Raw genomic sequence first — 16,609 nt, 5'->3', positions numbered from 1 at the left:
CCGTCCCGGCGGTCAGCCCCGGCTGACCAGCGCGACCGGCTCGACGCCGTCGGTGACCTGCGCCACCCGGTAGTCGGCGAGCGCCTGCCGCCAGGCGTCCCGCTCCGCGCCGACGAGGTGCGAGCGGATCAACCAGACCCGGGCGTCGGCACCGCGCCGGCCGGCCAACTCCACGGCCTGTTCGATGCCGGCGCGTACGCCGCCCGCGTCCTGGCCGCCGACCACGACCACGTCGGACCGGCGGGGCATCGTGACCGACCAGCCCACCGTGTTGCCGTACGGCGCGACCAGTTCGATCGGCTCGCGCTCGGAATAGAACGCGAAGCCGTACCAGGCCGCGTCGTTCATGACCACGACGTCGTTGCCCGAGCGGTGCGCGGCCAGGTACTCGGTCGCCGACCGGATGTCCGTCACGGAGATGGCGGTGTAGTACAGCCCCGGTTCGTTGCCGTCGAACCGGTACCAGTGGCCGTTGCCGATGGCGTAGGGACCGATCAGCAGCGCGCAGACCGCCGTGGCCAGCACCGCCGGTCGGGCCCGGGGCAGCCGGGGGCCGAACCGCGTGACGGCAAGGTCCGCCAGCCCCGCGACCCCGACGCCGGCGACCGCCGCCACCGCGACGAGCAGGAAATGCGAGGTACGCAGCTCCAGCAGCGGGTAGAGCCCGGCGACCCCCAACGTGCTCGCCACCACCGGTAGCAGGACCACCGCCAGCGCGGTGGCGGGGCGCTCCCGTCGTACCAGGGTCACCGTGCCCGCGACGAGCGCCCCGACGACGACCAGCCCGGGCGCGCCGACCAGTGGGGACAGGTCGGCGAACCGGTCGCCCAGGTAGCCGGGCAGCTCGCTCGGGCCGGGGAAGCTGTCAGCCCAGTACCGCACCATTGCCTCGTTCCGTCCCCGGGAGGAGATGCCGAGGTAGACGGCGGTGACGATCACCCCGGCGTTCAACCCGGCCAGGGCCACCTCGACGGCCCGGGACCACTGCCGCCGGCTCGCCGTGGTCAGCAACAGCGCGCCGAAGACGCACGGGCCGACGATCGCCGTGACGTGACTGACCAGCATGGCCACCGCGACGGCGGCGGTGAGTACCCCGAGCCGTCGACGGGACCACGCCTGCTCGGCCCAGGAGACCAACACCAGCAGGCACACCGCGACGGCGGCGTCGGCGGTGTACTGCTTGAGGTCGTGGCGGACCTGTTGGGCCGGCAGGAGCAGCACCACCATGGCGCAGGCGACGCCCGCCACGATGCCCCGGCCGGCGGTCGGCCACCGCAGTGACCGGCCGAACGCGTACGCCCCGACGACCGCGAGCCCGTGGAACGCGAGCGGCACCACCCGCAGGTGGTCGGCGTCGGGCACCAGCCGCAGCAGGAAACTCCAGCCGAGCGGGCTGGACGACGTGGTCACCGGCAGGTCGCCGAGCGGGAGCCGCACGGACAGCGCCACCCACGCCTCGTCCACCCAGTAGGGGGCGGACAGCATGGTCTTGACGTCGTGCACGACCAGGATCAGTTCGAGCAGGATCGCGACGGCGGCGGCGTCGCGGACGGTCGGGCGGGGCCTCGGCGCGGCGTCCACGGCTGCGCCGGACCCGTTGACGTGCGCTGGTTCGAGGTGTGCGACCACGCGATCCCTATCCCGACTGGCGACCGGCCGGGCGTCACCCTAACCCACGAGGCGCGAGGAGGGTGGCCGGTTGCCGAGTGCCGCCATCAAACAGCCTTTCGACCACAGTGGATAATCGCTATCCTCCCGCGGTGATCCGTACCCTCGCCGCCACTTCTCTGCTGCTCGTCTCCGGTTGCACGGCCACCGGCGCGCCCGCCGCTCAGGCCAGTCCCACCGAGCCGGCTGACCAGTACGCCGCCGCCTGCAGCTTCGTGGCCAAAGTGCTCGACGAGCAGGATCTCGGTTTCGGCGCGGGCACGGGACCCGGCATGCCTGCCACCAGGTCGACCGATCCGGGCATCCGTGACGCCGGCCGGCAGTTGTACTGGGCCGGCTTGGAGGCCGAGCGTTTCCTCGTGGAGAACGACCCGAAAGCCGACCCGGGGCCCGCCAACGCCCGCCTGGTCGAGGCCCAGCGGCGGTTGCTCTCGGCATGCACCGATCTCTTCGGCCCACAGCCCTGGCCGTTCGCCATCCGGCCATCATCGAGCGCCACCAGCTGAACCGGGATGGTGGTAGCCGGGTGGATTCCCTGCTTCACCCGGCATCCGCTGCTCAGGCGAGGAAGGTGCCGGTCTTGATGCCCCGGACGAAGCCGGTCCACTGGTCGGGGATGAAGGACAGCCCCGGCCCCCTGCCGGTCCTTGCTGTCGCGAACCATGACGACCTCAGGCGGTACGGCAACCTCGACGCAGTTGCCGCTGGAGCCGGATTTGGTGCTCTTGCGCCAGGTGTTCAGGTCGCCGAGCCGGTGGTGATCACGACGAGGCCGAGTAGCTGGCCGATCGTGTTGCCGATGACGTGGACTGACAGGGATATCCGGAGGTCCCGCCGCCGCCACGTGAACCACACGGTCGGTAGGAAGAACAGGATGCGTGAGAAGAACTGCCATGGCGTCCAGAGGTGGTAGAGCGAGAACAGTGCCGTGTTCACCAGGGGAGCCCAGCGTCCGGCGGGCAGCCGTGGCAGAAGGAACCCGCGGAAGTAGAGTTCCTCCGCCACCGGGCCGAGTAGTCCCGACAGGAGCAGAGACGCGACGAGAGTGGTTACGACCGTCGATTGCGGGTATCCCGCGAAGCTGCCCGTCGTGCCGGAGACGGCCGACGCCCCCGGGAACCAGGTGAACAGGTGCGCCAACAGTAGGCGGTCGATCGGCTGGGCGAGGCTGCCGGCGATGAACGTCCACAGCACCAGCCCTGTGACGAGGCCGACGAGCGGCCATCGACCCACGGGCCTGCCCAGATAGTCGACCACGCCGCGAAGTGATCGGCGTCCGTTGGCACGCGTGCCCAGCCAGAACAGCACGCCGATCTGGACCGGGAGCAAACCCAGGCACATTGCCAGCACCCAGGCCAGGAACGGCGGGTACCCGATCGCGCGAACGAGTGGGCCGGTCACGAAGAGGTACGCCAGGACGATCGGTATGCCGGGCGCCAGGTGCAGTGCCAGGGAGGTCGGCCAGGAATGGCGTTCGTCGCCGAGCGCCGACCGCAAGCCGTCGGCCGTGGACGGAGCGGGGCGTGCGTGAGGAAGACGGTGATAGGACACGGGCGAACCTCTCGTTGCATTGAATGTTCCTGCAACCAGCAATGTAGGTTGATGCCACTAAACGCGCAGGATCACGGCGCAACGATGCGGGAGTTATGCAACGACTGGGGTCAGTCCTTTGCATGAGTGCCTCGTGATGCAACGCCGAGACCGTAGGAGGCCCAATGCCGGGTAGACGGCTCAGTGCCGAGGAGAGGCAAGCGATCTCGCAGGGGTTGGCCTGCGGCGACTCGTACGCGGCCATCGCACGCCGATTAGGCCGTCCCACCTCGACGGTCAGTCGGGAGGTGCTCCGCGTGGGTTGAGCGGATGCCTATCTGGTGCCGACCTCGTCACCGAGTTCCAGCCCGCAACAGGGGTCCACCGGTATGCCACCCGAGCGTGGCCAACCGTCCGCCATGGGGATCCGGACGCTGTCCGTCCTCTTCCACGACAGCGGTCTGCCGCGGGCGGCCTCCGCGGTTCTCGCCTCGCTCATCCTCGCGGAGGCTCCGCTCTCGACCACGCAGCTCTCCGTCCTGCTCGGGATCACGCACGGCACGGTTTCCAGAGCGGTGGGATACCTGGAGAGAATCTCCGTGCTGTACCGGCAGACCATTCGTCGCCAGGACCGGTATTCAGTCGAATCCGACGTGTGGTCGCGCCTTCTCGAGTTGAATGCCCAGCGGAACACGCGGTGGCTGGCCGCCGCGCGGCACTGCCTCGATGAGGCGGACATCGGCCCCCGTGCCCGCGAACGACTTACCGTCATGGCCCGCTTCTTCCGCAGACTCGGCGCGGACATGGGCGCCGCCAGCAGTAACACGACTGACGAGACCAGCCATCAGGTTGCCACCCTCCTGTCGGCGCTCGTCCACTGCCGTGCCCCTCTTCCGGTTCCCCGGCTGCTCGACTCTCTCGGCTGGCCCGCCCAGCGTCTCCAGGCTGTGTTGACCTGGCTGGAGGAGAACCCTGACGCGTTGGCACCGCTGACCATCAGGGTGACCGGGGCGGGGCTCCTCGCGGACGCCCACCCGGATGCCCTGCCTCAGCCGGTGCGCAGGGCGCTGGGGGCCGATCGCGCGGCACGTTGATCGGGCAACAAGGCTGCCCACCTCGTCGCCGGCCTCAACGGCGCGCCCCACGAATGCCTCCTCCTCACCAATGCGCAGCCACTGGCAGGCCAACACGTAGCGCCACACGTCGCCGGGATACCAGGAGAGACGATCACGTACGGCGCTCAACTCGCCGATTCCGTCGTGGAACACCCGCCACGCCGGTGACCTCGGCCAGCCGCTGCCCCGGCGTGGCCAGCCAATCCAGGACCGTCAGTTGGCGCCGCGCGTCGAAGCCGAGCCGCGCATCGCACCAGGTGCCGACATCGGTGACCACGACCCGGTGCGCCACCGGCCCGTCCGTCCCCGTCATCACCCGCACCCGCCCGTCCGGCGGCTCGAAGTGGGTTGACCACCCGCGAAACCGCTTCGGCAGCCTTGCCGCCAGCAACGCATGGCCCGGTCCTGCCGATCTGGACGTGCGCGGGGTGTGGTGCTCCCTGGCCCTGCCGCACCCGCCGTCGCGAGTTGCTGGCCGAGTACGACCAGGCCCCGCTCTCCCTCGCGCTCTACCTGGGTTCGTGCCTGGTGTCCGCCACGCAGGACATGGGTTGGGCTCCGGCTGGCCTGCTTCATCGTCGGTTCCTCGGGTGGCTGCCGTGAAGTCCGGTGACCTGCTCTACGGGAACAGGGAGGCCAGCGTGCAGTTCGTCCACCCGATCCACTTCCGGCTGACCCGGGTGCTCGACTGGATCACCTACGACGGGTGGATCTGGCTCGACGGCTACCAGCTCAACGCCAGGGGCGACGCGGTGGCTCGACGGTCGATCTTCGTGCAGAAGTCCGGACTGCGGGTCGCCCCGCCGCCCGCCATCGGGAAACCGGGGCGACAGCGACGACGTACTTGATGAGCAGTTGTTCGGTGGAGAGCGACGGCATCGGTGCGGTTGTGAAGCCGCATCTAACGGTACCGCATGGTACAGTGCGGTACATGACCAGGATTACGCTGCGAGAGTTCCGCGATGGCGCAGGTCGGGTGCTGGATGCGGTCGAGCGAACCGGTGAACCGGTCATCATCACCAAGTACGAACGACCCGTCGCCGTACTGATCGGCATCGACGAGTGGGAAGAGATTGAGGCGTTCCGAGACCGCCGGGACGCGGCGGTGATCGCCCGTTCCCGCGCCGAGGGCCAGTTCGTGCCGCTGTCAGCCGCCCTGGAGTCGCTCGGCGTCGATCCACGCGAGGTTGAGGCGCTACTGGCCGAGCGGGCCAACGGTGAGGCGGCGTGAAGGTTCAGATCGACCGGGACGTGCTGGTCTGGCTGCACAAGCAGCCACGCAACGTTTCCTGACCGTCCTGAGCGCGATCCTCGGTCTGGTCTCCGTCCCCGCGCCGCAGAACTCGACCGAGATGCGTGACGGATCCGGGCGCCGGTTGCGCGTCGGTGACTACCGTGTCCTCTACCGACTCGACGACGACGAGTTGACCATCCATGCGGTCGGGCACCGCAAGGATGTTTACTCGTAACGCACGTCAGCCGCCCCCACCGCCCGCCATCGGGCAACCGGGGCGACAGCGGCGATCCAGGTGCCGTTGAGCGGATCCGAACGGGCGCGGAACACACCGGACCGTCGATCGCGGGCCGCCGGGCACCCGCTGTCGACAGGCGGTGACTGATCCGTACGATCGCACGGTGCGAGAGTCGTCTGCCGCAGTCAAGCTGGCCCGTCTGATCGGTGGTGCCGGGCTGGTTGCCCTGGCGGTCGGGTTCCTGGTGGCGGGCCGGTGGCAGTTCGCGCTCGCGGTCGGTGTCGGCGCCCTGCTCGGCTGGGTGCTCTGCGAACCGGTCCGGATCACCTGGGCCGCCGTGGTCATCGCCTTCGCCGTGCCGGTGACCATCGATCCCGGCTACCCGACGAACCCCACGTACACTCTGCTGCTGGTCCTCTTCGTCCTCGCCGGCTGGGGCCGGGTGCTGCGCGCCGAACGGGACGGCTGGCAGCCGAAACTGGTCGGCGCGGCGCTGCTGCTGCCGGCGTGCGCCGTGCTCGCCGGGCTCGTCCACTGGCACAGCGCCAAGCCGGTCGTTGTCGGCCTCGCCCCGCTGGTGTGCTACGGCGTACTCGGTTGGCACCTGGTGGAGGAGGCCCGCCGCGACCCACGGACGATCCGGCGGATCGCCGCGGCGCTCACCTGGTTCAGCGTCGCCGTCGCCGTCTTCGCGAAGTACCAGACCCTGTCCCGCACCTGGCCGATCTTCGACCAGTTCGCCTACCACTGGACGTACACCTCGGCCTTCGACAACACCCGGGCGGTGGGGATTTCCGGGCACCCCATCATCTACGGCACCTTCGCGATGGCGATGGCGCTGGTCGCGCTGACCCTGCGGGGCCGGTTCTGGTACGTCCCGTTCACGGCCAACCTGGTCGGGCTGGTGCTCTCCGGCACCCGCAGCGCCTGGGTGGGCACGATCCTCGCCCTCGCGGCCTGGCTGTTCTTCCGGTGGAGGGAGATATCCCTCCGGATGATCTCCCTTCGAGGGGTGGGCAGCGCGGTCGCCGTCGGCGCGGTCGCCTACGCGGCCGTGGCGGTGGCACCGTCGTTCGTGACTCCCGCTGTGCCCGAGCCGGCGTCCAACGTGGCCGCTCCCGCCCCGACCTCGGCGGCTCCGGCACCCACGCCCGTAGCCTCCACGCCCGCGGCCCCTGCGCCATCGTCTGCGGCCCCCACCCGGAAGCCTGGGACCCCCGCACGGACGTCGGCGGCTCCGACACGGACGTCTGCGACCCCGACACGGAAGTCGGCTGCCCCCAGACGGACGTCGGCGTCTCCGGCACCCAGCTCGACGGCCCCCGCGCCCGGGTCCGAGACCGCCGTCACCCAGGTGCCCGCGCCGAGCCCCAGCGCGCCCGTCGACGCGGTCGACGTGGCGGGGTCCAGGATTTCCGACCCGGCCAGCGCGGGCGCGCGGTTCACCCGGATGAGCATCGTCTGGAAGGGCATCACCCGGGACTGGTCCACCGTCGTCTTCGGCAACGGACCGGAATCCAACGTGCGCTACCTGGAGCACGTCGGCATCGGCGACGGTCAGGCCGAGGTCTTCGACAACACGTACCTGACCTTCTGGTACAACTTCGGCCTCATCGGCCTGGCCGCCCTGCTGTCGCTGTTGGTGGTGCTCTACCGGCACCTGCGGTCGGTGCCGGCCCGCGTTCTGCTGGTGGGCTTCTCGGCGCAGATCTTCTTCTTCGACGTGTGGCTGTGGCCGGGGGCGGTGGCCGTGGCGCTGCTGGCGGTGGCGCTGGGCGCGGCGGATCACCCGTCGTTGACCGCCCGGCCGCTGCCGGCCCTCGGCGGGCGTCGCCGCAGCCCGGCGACCCCCGGCGCGGCGACAGCCCCCGCGTTTCGGTGAGCCCCGGCCCGGCAGCAGCTCTCGTGCTCCGGTGAGCGTCGGCGACCGCCCCTGCGGACGGACGCCGAGCGGCCAGGTCAGCCCACGGTGGTCGGATCGGGTGCGGCCGACGGCCGGGGCACCGGCGACCCGATCAGCCGGGCCGCGTGCCGGTGCCGGCGGGCGGCCGGCGGCAACCCGACCAGGAACTCGGGGAACATGCCGAAGAAGGTCCGGGCGCTGCGCAGCTCCAGGCTGTGCGCCCGAGACCAGCGCAGCGAGTTCGTCGCGCGGGCCCAGTGATGCGTCCACCGCACGTCGCCCAGTAACACCACGGGCAGGTCGTTGCGCCACGCCCGCAGCCCGAGCTCGTGGTCCTCGTAGTAGAGGAAGAAGCGCTCGTTCCAGCCGCCCAGCCGGACCAGGTCCGCGGTGCGGCCGGCGACCGCCGCGCCCATCACCCAGGCCACGTAGCGCGCCTCGCCCGGTTCCGCGACCATCCGGTAGCCGGCGTGCAGGCGGGACAACGGCCAGAGTTTCCGGTTGCCCAGCTTCGCCGTGGCGTACGGGAAGCCCCGGCCGTTGGGCTGCGGCACGCCGTCGGAGGCGAGCAACTGCGGAGCGACCAGACCGCCGTGCGTGTCGAGATGGCGCCGCAGCACGTCGAGACCGTCCGGCCGGACCTCCAGGTCAGGGTTGGCGAACAGGACGTAGTCGCCGGTGACCTCGTGCAGGGCGGCGTTGTTGGCCCGGGCGAAGCCGACGTTCTCCGGCAGCCGGATCACCCGCGCGCCCAGCTCCTGCGCCGCCGCGACCGAGTCGTCCGTGGAGCAGTTGTCCACCACAATCCACTCGTACGGCTTCGGGCCGGCACGCCAGCAGCGGCGCAGCGTCTCCGCCGAGTGGTAGCTGACCGTCACGACACTCCACCGGTGTCCCGCCATCACGCTCTCCGAACTGTCAGATAGCCGTACAGGGTGGCGAAGCCGAACCGCTCGCCGCGCCACTGGCGGCGGGCCGCCGGCCCCTCCCGCAGGCCGCGCCCCACCCCGCGCAGGAACGGTCGCAGCAGGCCCTGCCGGGCCCGCCGGGCGGCCAGCGCGAGATGCGCCACCGCGAGGACCGGCACCGCGACGAGCATCAGCGGCCAGGTGAAGGTGCGGGCCGCGACCAGGAGCCGGTTGCGGGCCAGCAGGAAGGCCCGGAACCCCTGGAGCCGGTCGTCGCCGTCGACGCTGTGGCCACCGGCGTGCGGAAGCATCACGTCAAGCGTCCGGGTGCGTACGCCGGCGGCGTAGAGCCGGAAGGCCAACTCGGCGTCCTCACCCCAGGCGAACAGGTGCTCGTGGAACCCCCCGAACCGCCGGAACAGCTCGGTGGGGAACACCGCCGCGCCGCCCGAGGGACCGAGCGGCGCCCGCGACATCGTGGCGGGACGGTCGATGAACAGCGAGACCGGATGCAGGTCGATGCCGGCGTACTCGCCGCCGTGCATGGCCAGACCCACCGCGACGGGGGCGTCGGGATCCGCCGCGATCGCGGCGCAGACGCGGGCCAGCGCGTCGCCGGGCAGCCAGACGTCCGGGTTGAGCAGCAGGACGTGACTCGTCCGCGCGGCGGCCACCGCCCGGTTGCAGCCGGCCGCGAAGCCCGGGTTCGACGAGTCGGGCAGGTAGTCGTACCGGTCGGCGTCCAGGCAGCCGTCGACCACCTTCGCGCAGCCGTCCTGCGGCCAGTTGTCGGCGAAGACGAACCGCACCGGGAGCCCTTCGGCGGCGCGTACCCAGGTGGGGAGCGTGTCGGCGAGCATCTGGGCGGACCGGTAGAGCACCGTGACGATGGTCAGTTCCTGCGCCACCGGGGCACCGCCTTCCGTTGCCTGCTCGGCTGGGGGCGAAGTCACGTCAGTGACCGGTAGAGGCTCTGCCAGCGCGTGACGCACCGGTCGAAGGCGTACTCCCCGGCGTACCAGCGCGCCACCCGCTGCCGCTGCTCCGCCGACACCCCGGACCCGAGCGCCTGCCGGAGCGCGTCGGCCAGCGCGGCGGGCGTGGGATCGGCCCGCAACGCCAGGGTGCCGGTGGCGTACCGGGTGACCTCCGCCAGGCCACCGGCCCCGGTGTGCACCACGGGTACGCCCAGCGACAGCGCCTCCAGCGCGCTGAGCCCGAACGACTCGACCCGGGACGGCACCACGAGGCAGTCGACGCGCCGGAGAAAGTCCGCCGCGTCGACCCGGCCGACGAGTTCGAGATTCGAGCGGGCGGCGATCGGCAGCGACCCGGCCCCGGCGACCCGGAAGTCGACGTCCGGCAGGCACGAGGCGAGCTCGGGCAGCAGGTCGACGCCCTTCTCCCGCTCCAACCGGCCGAGGTAGCCGACCACCGGCCGCCGGCCGGTCACCGGCGCGTCCACCGGCTGCGGATCCGGCCAACGCACCGGCAGCGGGTTCGGGATCAGGCACACGTCACCGACGCCGCCCCGGTCGCGCAGCTCGGCGGCCTCGAACTCGGAGACCGCCACCGTCGCGTGCGGCCGGATCCGGCGCAGCGCCAGGTCGAGGGTGATGTTCGACTGGACCATGGCCCGCTGCCGCAGCGACCCCGCGGTGTCCCGGTACTGCCAGAGACTGTTGTGCAGGGTCACCACGAGAGGGGTCCGGACACGTTCGGTGCTCAGCGCGGCCCGGGCGTGCATCGCCGCCGACAGCAGGTGGGCGCAGACCACGTCCGGCCGTACCTCGCGGACCAGCCGGCGCAGCTCCCGGGCGTACGCCAGGTCGACCCGGCTGCGGGCGCCGAGCGCCGTCCACGGCACCCCGGCTTCCCGCAACGCCCTGCCCACCTCGTCGTCGGAGGTGGCGGCGACCACCTCCACCCCGGTCCGGGCGTGTGCCGGGATGAGTTCGGTGAGGATCCGCTCCGCGCCGCCGAGCTGCCGTCGCCCGGAGCCGCCGGTGGTGCAGACGAACAGCACCCTCACGAGGCACGCAGCCCTTCGACGGCGCCGCGCGCGATCGCCCGCCGTACCGGATTGGCGCCGACCGCCGCGCGCAGCAGCACCCCGCAGACGTACGCGGTGGCGGCGACCCGGCCGCGCCGGCCCCCCATGTCCCGGCTGGCCCGGATGAACTCCCGGGTACGCCGGCGCGAGATCTCCTCCTCGGACCAGCGCCGCTTCGCCGTGGCGTCGTCCTCGTGCATGATCACCGCGTCCGGCAGGTACGCCAGCCGCATGCCCCGCTGCCGGACGGCCCAGCACAGCCGCATGTCCTCGGAGTAGAAGTAGGACGTCTCGTCCACCCCGCCGATGGCGTCGAAGGTGTCCCGGCGCAGGGCGACGAAGGGCCCGGTCAACCAGTCCGCCCGCTCCGGCGGCGCGACGATCCGCAGCTTCGGCGCCACCAGGCTCAGCCCGGTGGCGTGCGCCAACCCGACCCGTACGCTCAGGAAACGCCCGCCCTCGGTCTGCGGGACGCCCTGCGGGGTCAGGACGGCGGGGAAGGCCGCGCCCACCCCGGGGTCGTCCAGGGCGGCCAGCAGCCGGGCCACGGCACCGTCGTGTACGACGATGTCGTTGTTGGACAGGATCACGTTCGACCGGCTGGTGTGGCGTACCCCGAGGTTCATGCCCCGGGCGTAGCCCAGGTTCGAGCCGGACTGCACGTACTTCACGCCCTGCTCGGCGCAGAACTCCGCCAGCGCCTGCCGGATCTGCTCGGAGCTGCCGTTGTCCACCACGACGATCTCGGCCTCGCGGGGCAACGACAGCACGCAGGCGCGGGTCCGCGTGAAGTCCTCCCAGGCGAGAACCACGATCGAGACATCCATTGTCACACCGTTTCCTGACTCGGCGGCGGCTCGCGCCGCAGGCTGGCTCTCGACGCGAAGGCGTGTACGGCGTAGGCGAGCGAGGAGGCGAGCGCCGCCCCGACCGCGCCGGCCCAGGGAATGATCCCGTAGTAGGCCGGTATCGCGACCGCCACCGTGACGAGGGCGACCGTCGTCGTCGCCCGCTCGCCGCGCCGCTTCAACAACAGCGCGCTCCAGCTCTTGCCGGCCGCGGTGGCCAGCGAACCAGGCAGCAGCAGCAGCCCGAGGAGCCAGGCGTGCCGGTACTCCGGTCGCAGGTGGCCCAGCACGGCGAGCCCGACGACGGCGGCCAGGGCGATCGGTGCGGCGGCCCGGACCACCGCCCTGGTCGGGTCCGGCCCGTCCGCGCCGTCGCGGTCGGCGAGGATGCGCTGCGCGCGCACCACGGCACCGGCCTGCGCGAACTCCAGGGCCGCGACGGCCAGGGCGTAGACGCCGAGCGGTCCGGCGCCGACGAACCGGGCCACCAGGATCTGGTTGAACCGCAGCGTCATCATCTGCGCGAAGATGCCGAGGTGCAGGTTGCCGACGGCGAGCAGGTCGGCGCGGTGGTCCGCGCCGGTGGCCGAGGGCGGCGGGAACGCTCCGGCCCGCCGCAGCGTCACCAGCACCAGGCCGCAGACGGCCAGCGCGCTGAGCCACTGGACGCCCAGCCAGACCAGGCTCCACAGGCCGCCGTCGAGCCGGCCGACGGCGTGCAGGGCGAGGTAGCCACCGACCAGCACCGCCCCGCTCGCGGCGCGCATCGCGTAGACGAGCCGGAAGCTGCGGCGTCGCAGCGCGAACGACGAGACGGTGTTGAAGACGGTCAGGCCGGCTGCCGAGCCCACCCCGACCAGGTGGCTGCCGAGGCCGGCCGCCGTGGTCAGCCCGGCGGCGGCGACCCCGGAGAGGAGGACCGAGACCCCGAGCATGGCCAGCACCCGTGCCCGGCCCCGGGAGGCGACCCAGCCGGCCGGGCGGGACAGCAGGAACGTGTCCAGTGACAGCCCGCCGACGGCCGCGCCCAGCGTCGCGGCCACCATGTTGGCGGCCAGTTCACCGCGCTCGGCGGCGGGCAGGGCAACCGAGACCACCGCCGCCACGCCGGTCAGGCCGAGGGCGGCGAGGTAGAGCAGTTCGGGTGCGACGAGCCGCCGCAGCAGCCGTGCGACGGGCGGCGGCGCGCTCTCGCCCGACGGCGGCACGCTCTCGGCCTGAAGGTCGCCGTCGTGAACGGCGGCGCGCGGGGCGGGGCCGGTCAACGCCCACCACCCCGGAACACTTCCGCCACCGTACGCAGCACGATCTTGATGTCGAGCCAGAGCGACCAGTTCTCGACGTAGTAGTTGTCGAAGCGTGCCCGGTCGGAGATCGGGGTGTCCCCGCGCAGGCCGCTGACCTGCGCCAGCCCGGTGAGCCCCACCGGCACGCGGTGGCGCATCGCGTAGCGCGGGTACTCCACCGAGAACTTCTCCACGAAGTACGGCCGTTCGGGCCGGGGCCCGACGACGCTCATCTCGCCGCGCAGGATGTTCCAGAGCTGCGGCAGCTCGTCCAGCGACGTACGGCGCATGAAGCGGCCGACCGGCCCGACCCGTCGATCGTGCGCGATGGACCAGTTCGTCCGGGACTCCTGCTCGTCGACCGGCTGCATCGAACGGAACTTGATGACCTTGAACGGCTTTCCGTACCGGCCGATCCGTTCCTGGTGGAAGAAGATGCCCCGGCCGCCCTCCAGGAACGTCGCCACCGCGCAGAGCAGCAGCACCGGGCTCAGGACGAGCAGCGCCGCAGTCGCGAAGAGCAGGTCGGAGGCGCGCTTGACCGCCCACCGTGGACCAGAGAGCGTGGTGTCGCCGATCTTGACGATGGGAATCGCGCCGACGTGGTCCGGATAGCCGCCGTGGGACCGGGAACCCCACAGCCGGGGCACCGCCCACAGGTCGCAGCGGGCCGTGGTGGGCTGGAGCAGAATGTCCATCAGGGACGACTCCGGACAGTCCGGATCCGCGATGATCAGCACTTCACAGTCCAGCACCCTGGTGAGTCGCGCCAGGTCGGCGAGGGTGCCGATCAGTGGAAGCGCGGCGGTGCCCGGTCGCGTCGTGGTGTCGACGCAGCCGACGAACCGCAGCCCGTACTGCGGGTAGCGGCGCAGCAGCCGGGCGAGTTCGACCGCGATCGGGCCGCTGCCGATGATGATGGCGTTGTGCTCCACCCACCGGCGCTTCCGCGCGACGAGGAGCACCGTGCGGCTGAACGCGCGTCCCACGATCACCAGACCGGCGGAGAGCGCCACGCCGTGCATGAAACCGCTGACGTACTGCACCGAGTCGTGGCGCTCGGCCGCGATGATCGCCACCACGGCCCCGGACGCCAGCAGCCGACCGCCGAGGCTGGGCAGTTCGTCCAGGAAGCCAACGTGCCGGCGGGGCCGGTAGAGCCCGCCCGCCGCGAAGAAGGCCACGGTGAGGGCGGCGTTGACCAGCGTCCCGCGCCAGTAGTTCTGGCTCACCAGCAGCGGAGCGAGCAGCGCGACCACGTCCAGGGGGGCCGCCATCATCCAGGCCCGCAACCGGCGCGTACGCCGTGAGGCCCGCGAACCGGCGTACGGCAGAACGGCCGTGGTGTCCATTCCGGACTGCCGCTCGGCGGCGGGCGGGTCCGCCGCCAGCCGGGCGGCCGGATGGCCCGGGCGGAGCCCCGCGTCGTCGGTCGGGTCGTCCATCGGTTCCGCTGACTGCTGTGACGGCCCGTCGAGGTGGATGGCGGTCGCAGCAGGGTGCCCTGACGCCGGTAGGCGTGACATGGCCGATCCTCCCCCGTGACGACCCCCGGCGACTCACGAACGCCGGAGGCGATCGAAGGATACGAGCGCAGCGGTGCACCCACCAGAGCCGGCGAGGTGAAAGGACTTCCTACTTTCCGACAGCGATGATGTCGGATACGTCGTCGCGGCGAACCGCGTCGAAGAGGCGACCGGTCTTCGCCGTGTCCGCGAAGACGACGCTCTCGCTGCCCACCCGGCCCGTCCCCCGGCTGGGGCAGGTGACGAAGGTCAGATTGTCGCTCCTCAGGTGACGCAGCTTCATGGCCAGGTCCACCAGGGACAGCGACTCGTCCACCGCCACCGCGTTCGTGCTGGCCCGGACGAACGAGTTCAGCTTGCCGGGGTTGGTCAGCACGCCGCCGGAGGCCGCCTTGTCCAGGATCGCCTTGATCACCTGTTGCTGGTGGCGGATCCGGGCGAAGTCACCGTCGGCGAAGGCGTGCCGCTCGCGCGCGTAGTCCAGCGCGGCCGCACCGGACAGGGTCTGCCGGCCCTTGACGAAGGTCCGGCTTCCGCTCGGGTCGAGCGAGTACTTCGTGGTGAAGTCCTTCTCCACGTCGACCTCGACGCCACCCAGCGCGTCGACGATCTCCTTGAAACCGGCGAAGTCGATCATCGTCACGTGGTCGACGCGTACCCCGGTGAACTTCTCCACGGTCTGGACCATGAGCGGGACGCCGCCCCACGCGTAGGCAGCGTTGATCTTGGCGTCTCGGCCGCCGCGCCCACTCTTCGACCGGGGCACGTGCACCCACGTGTCCCGGGGGATCGAGATGAGCTGGGCACTCGACCGGTCCCTGGTGAGGTGGGCCAGGATGATGGTGTCGCTGCGGGACCCGCCGGCGTTCTCCTGGTCGCGGGAGTCACTGCCGAGGATCATGATGTTCAGCGCGCCCCCGGCCGCGGCCTCCGCCTGCGGACGCGACTCCTGCGGCACGTCCTCGAACGCCTCGACCCGCTCGATCGAGGAGTCGACCGAACGGTAGTACAGCCCGGCCGCGAGGACCCCGCCGCCGGACAGCAACGCCAGCACGAGCAGCACGACCAGGGCGACCCGCCGCCCACGACGACGACGCGGAGCCGGGGCAGCCGCCGGAGCATCCGACTCCACATCGGACGCGAGGCGCGGATCGGGATCGGCGAGCTGCTGGCGATCGGACATGGCGCGATGCTACTGATTCACGTTTGCCCGTGGTGACCCTCGTCCGGACGGTCAGCCCCGACCACACGGTCAACCGATCGACGTGGCTCTCGCCGATTCGCCCTTCACCTGGTACAAACCCACGGGTGGACGCTACGACGCTTCGCCGGGCCATCGCCCGCACCCGCCTCGCACCGGTCGCCGCCTTCCCCAAGCGGCTGGCCCGGGTCGCCCGGCACGACGCCAAGGTCATCCGTACCACCGCCCGGTGGCTGTTCACCTCCCGTGAACACCACAACTACACCTACGAGCTGACCAAGCTCAGCCGGCAGCACCTCGCCTGGTTCGTCAGCGTCGTCTGCGACGTCCCGATCAAACAGGTCCGGACCTATCTCGACGAGATCGAGTCCGACGACACACTGCGCGGCCACATCGAGCGGGCCACCGCCGGCTCCGCGCGCCGCGGCCTCGCCGACAAGCAGGTCCGGTACGCCCGCCGGATCGGCTGGTACGCCATCGTCCGCGCCACCCGACCCGGACACGTCGTGGAGACCGGCGTCGACAAGGGACTCGGCAGCTGCGTACTCGCCGCCGCGCTGCTGCGCAACGCCGCCGAAGGGCACCCCGGCCGGCTCACCTCCCTGGACATCAACCCCGAGGCCGGCTACCTCGCCCGCAGCGCGCCCTGGTCGGACGTGATCGACCTGGTGATCGGCGACTCGATCGCCTCCATCGCCGCCCTCGACCGCCCGGTCGACCTGTTCCTGCACGACAGCGACCACAGCCGGGCCCACGAGAAGCGGGAGTTCGAGGCGGTCGAACCGAAACTCGCCGCCGGGGCGATCCTGCTCACCGACAACGTCACCGTCACCAACGTCCTGGCCGAACACGCCGAACGCACCGGCCGCCGTTTCCTGGCGTACAAGGAAACTCCACTGGAGCACTGGTACCCGGGCGACGGAATCGGTGCCGCGTGGTGACCGCCCACCGCCGCCCGCATGTCGCTCCCCGTGATCGCCGCCGCGCCGCCGAGTCACGATCGAGGGAGACTGTCTTAGCTTTCGCTTAGCCCGCTTGTCCGCCCACCCCCGGTCCGGCAGCATCGATCGACGTGACCGACGGCAGCGCGCCCCACGAC

At 71.5% G+C, this 16,609-nt stretch carries 17 protein-coding genes and 3 pseudogenes; 8 read left to right on the top strand and 12 right to left on the bottom strand.

Annotated elements, in window-relative coordinates; all coding sequences use genetic code 11:
- Positions 1 to 12: 12 nt before the first annotated feature.
- Complete coding sequence (locus E1182_RS08840) at positions 13 to 1,629, bottom strand: hypothetical protein (protein ID WP_132262797.1); 1,617 nt, start codon at positions 1,627 to 1,629, stop codon at positions 13 to 15.
- 131 nt (positions 1,630 to 1,760) lie between these two features.
- On the opposite strand from E1182_RS08840, the gene E1182_RS08835 reads away from it, so the two are divergent.
- Complete coding sequence (locus tag E1182_RS08835) at positions 1,761 to 2,174, top strand: hypothetical protein (protein ID WP_132262795.1); 414 nt, start codon at positions 1,761 to 1,763, stop codon at positions 2,172 to 2,174.
- Positions 2,175 to 2,338: 164 nt separating this feature from the next.
- On the opposite strand, the pseudogene E1182_RS32940 reads toward E1182_RS08835, so the two are convergent.
- Both E1182_RS32940 and E1182_RS32085 read right to left on the bottom strand, forming a co-directional pair.
- Positions 2,339 to 2,410 (bottom strand): annotated as a pseudogene (locus E1182_RS32940) (DUF397 domain-containing protein); the annotation flags it as partial.
- Positions 2,407 to 3,165, bottom strand: coding sequence for a CPBP family intramembrane glutamic endopeptidase (locus tag E1182_RS32085; protein ID WP_132262849.1), 759 nt, complete (start codon positions 3,163 to 3,165; stop codon positions 2,407 to 2,409). The gene E1182_RS32085 and the pseudogene E1182_RS32940, both read right to left, overlap by 4 nt.
- Before the next feature lie 218 nt (positions 3,166 to 3,383).
- Here E1182_RS32085 and E1182_RS08820 point away from each other — a divergent pair, with 218 nt between their 5' ends.
- Together E1182_RS08820 and E1182_RS32080 are read left to right on the top strand one after the other, a co-directional pair.
- Entirely contained in the window at positions 3,384 to 3,524 is a 141-nt protein-coding gene (locus E1182_RS08820) for a helix-turn-helix domain-containing protein (protein WP_132262793.1), read from the top strand.
- A 93-nt stretch (positions 3,525 to 3,617) separates the two neighbouring features.
- Complete coding sequence (locus E1182_RS32080) at positions 3,618 to 4,292, top strand: GbsR/MarR family transcriptional regulator (protein ID WP_243706113.1); 675 nt, start codon at positions 3,618 to 3,620, stop codon at positions 4,290 to 4,292.
- 57 nt (positions 4,293 to 4,349) lie between these two features.
- Here the strand turns inward: E1182_RS32080 and E1182_RS32075 are convergent.
- Together E1182_RS32075 and E1182_RS32070 are read right to left on the bottom strand one after the other, a co-directional pair.
- Positions 4,350 to 4,466 (bottom strand): annotated as a pseudogene (locus E1182_RS32075) (DUF4037 domain-containing protein); the annotation flags it as partial.
- Entirely contained in the window at positions 4,426 to 4,626 is a 201-nt protein-coding gene (locus tag E1182_RS32070) for a hypothetical protein (protein WP_243706110.1), read from the bottom strand. The pseudogene E1182_RS32075 and the gene E1182_RS32070, both read right to left, overlap by 41 nt.
- A gap of 286 nt (positions 4,627 to 4,912) precedes the next feature.
- Here E1182_RS32070 and E1182_RS08805 point away from each other — a divergent pair, with 286 nt between their 5' ends.
- The 4 genes and pseudogenes from E1182_RS08805 (at position 4,913) to E1182_RS08790 (ending at position 7,667) form a co-directional block, all read left to right on the top strand.
- Positions 4,913 to 5,161 (top strand): hypothetical protein, encoded by a 249-nt coding sequence (locus E1182_RS08805; protein ID WP_371687526.1) that lies wholly within the window; start codon positions 4,913 to 4,915, stop codon positions 5,159 to 5,161.
- Positions 5,162 to 5,244: 83 nt separating this feature from the next.
- Positions 5,245 to 5,544: a type II toxin-antitoxin system Phd/YefM family antitoxin gene (locus tag E1182_RS08800; RefSeq protein WP_207914147.1), complete on the top strand. Its 300-nt coding sequence runs from the start codon at positions 5,245 to 5,247 to the stop codon at positions 5,542 to 5,544.
- Positions 5,541 to 5,782, top strand: a pseudogene (locus E1182_RS08795) (type II toxin-antitoxin system RelE/ParE family toxin). The gene E1182_RS08800 and the pseudogene E1182_RS08795 overlap by 4 nt, the downstream one beginning before the upstream one ends.
- A gap of 166 nt (positions 5,783 to 5,948) precedes the next feature.
- Positions 5,949 to 7,667: an O-antigen ligase family protein gene (locus E1182_RS08790; protein WP_132262789.1), complete on the top strand. Its 1,719-nt coding sequence runs from the start codon at positions 5,949 to 5,951 to the stop codon at positions 7,665 to 7,667.
- 77 nt (positions 7,668 to 7,744) lie between these two features.
- Here the strand turns inward: E1182_RS08790 and E1182_RS08785 are convergent, their stop codons facing one another.
- The 7 genes from E1182_RS08785 to E1182_RS08755 form a co-directional block, all read right to left on the bottom strand.
- On the bottom strand, positions 7,745 to 8,590 hold the full coding sequence (locus E1182_RS08785) for a glycosyltransferase family 2 protein (protein ID WP_132262787.1): 846 nt from the start codon (positions 8,588 to 8,590) through the stop codon (positions 7,745 to 7,747).
- Positions 8,590 to 9,549, bottom strand: a complete 960-nt coding sequence (locus E1182_RS08780) for a glycosyltransferase family 2 protein (protein WP_243706109.1) — start codon at positions 9,547 to 9,549, stop codon at positions 8,590 to 8,592. The genes E1182_RS08785 and E1182_RS08780 overlap by 1 nt, the downstream gene beginning before the upstream one ends.
- Positions 9,546 to 10,628, bottom strand: a complete 1,083-nt coding sequence (locus tag E1182_RS08775) for a glycosyltransferase family 4 protein (protein WP_132262785.1) — start codon at positions 10,626 to 10,628, stop codon at positions 9,546 to 9,548. The genes E1182_RS08780 and E1182_RS08775 overlap by 4 nt, the downstream gene beginning before the upstream one ends.
- Complete coding sequence (locus tag E1182_RS08770; RefSeq protein WP_132262783.1) at positions 10,625 to 11,476, bottom strand: glycosyltransferase; 852 nt, start codon at positions 11,474 to 11,476, stop codon at positions 10,625 to 10,627. Before E1182_RS08770 ends, E1182_RS08775 begins: the two co-directional genes overlap by 4 nt.
- 2 nt (positions 11,477 to 11,478) lie before the next feature.
- Positions 11,479 to 12,762, bottom strand: a complete 1,284-nt coding sequence (locus E1182_RS08765) for a hypothetical protein (RefSeq protein WP_243706108.1) — start codon at positions 12,760 to 12,762, stop codon at positions 11,479 to 11,481.
- Positions 12,759 to 14,228 (bottom strand): sugar transferase, encoded by a 1,470-nt coding sequence (locus E1182_RS08760; protein ID WP_132262781.1) that lies wholly within the window; start codon positions 14,226 to 14,228, stop codon positions 12,759 to 12,761. The genes E1182_RS08765 and E1182_RS08760 overlap by 4 nt, the downstream gene beginning before the upstream one ends.
- A gap of 190 nt (positions 14,229 to 14,418) precedes the next feature.
- Entirely contained in the window at positions 14,419 to 15,492 is a 1,074-nt protein-coding gene (locus E1182_RS08755; RefSeq protein ID WP_132262779.1) for an LCP family protein, read from the bottom strand.
- 125 nt (positions 15,493 to 15,617) lie between these two features.
- Between E1182_RS08755 and E1182_RS08750 the strand changes: the two genes are divergently transcribed.
- Complete coding sequence (locus E1182_RS08750; RefSeq protein WP_132262776.1) at positions 15,618 to 16,451, top strand: O-methyltransferase; 834 nt, start codon at positions 15,618 to 15,620, stop codon at positions 16,449 to 16,451.
- The last annotated feature ends 158 nt before the right edge of the window (positions 16,452 to 16,609 follow it).

It is taken from the genome of Micromonospora sp. KC721, from assembly GCF_004348355.1.
GTDB lineage: Bacteria > Actinomycetota > Actinomycetes > Mycobacteriales > Micromonosporaceae > Micromonospora.
This window is presented reverse-complemented; position numbering and strand designations above follow the sequence as displayed.

Excerpts from the sequence above, each read along its gene's own strand:
- E1182_RS08820 (WP_132262793.1), top strand. The coding sequence starts at position 3,384 with ATGCCGGGTAGACGGCTCAGTGCCGAGGAGAGGCAAGCGATCTCGCAG.
- E1182_RS32080 (WP_243706113.1), top strand. The coding sequence starts at position 3,618 with ATGGGGATCCGGACGCTGTCCGTCCTCTTCCACGACAGCGGTCTGCCG.
- E1182_RS32070 (WP_243706110.1), bottom strand. The coding sequence starts at position 4,626 with ATGACGGGGACGGACGGGCCGGTGGCGCACCGGGTCGTGGTCACCGAT.
- E1182_RS08800 (WP_207914147.1), top strand. The coding sequence starts at position 5,245 with ATGACCAGGATTACGCTGCGAGAGTTCCGCGATGGCGCAGGTCGGGTG.
- E1182_RS08785 (WP_132262787.1), bottom strand. The coding sequence starts at position 8,590 with ATGGCGGGACACCGGTGGAGTGTCGTGACGGTCAGCTACCACTCGGCG.
- E1182_RS08770 (WP_132262783.1), bottom strand. The coding sequence starts at position 11,476 with ATGGATGTCTCGATCGTGGTTCTCGCCTGGGAGGACTTCACGCGGACC.
- E1182_RS08760 (WP_132262781.1), bottom strand. The coding sequence starts at position 14,228 with ATGGACGACCCGACCGACGACGCGGGGCTCCGCCCGGGCCATCCGGCC.
- E1182_RS08755 (WP_132262779.1), bottom strand. The coding sequence starts at position 15,492 with ATGTCCGATCGCCAGCAGCTCGCCGATCCCGATCCGCGCCTCGCGTCC.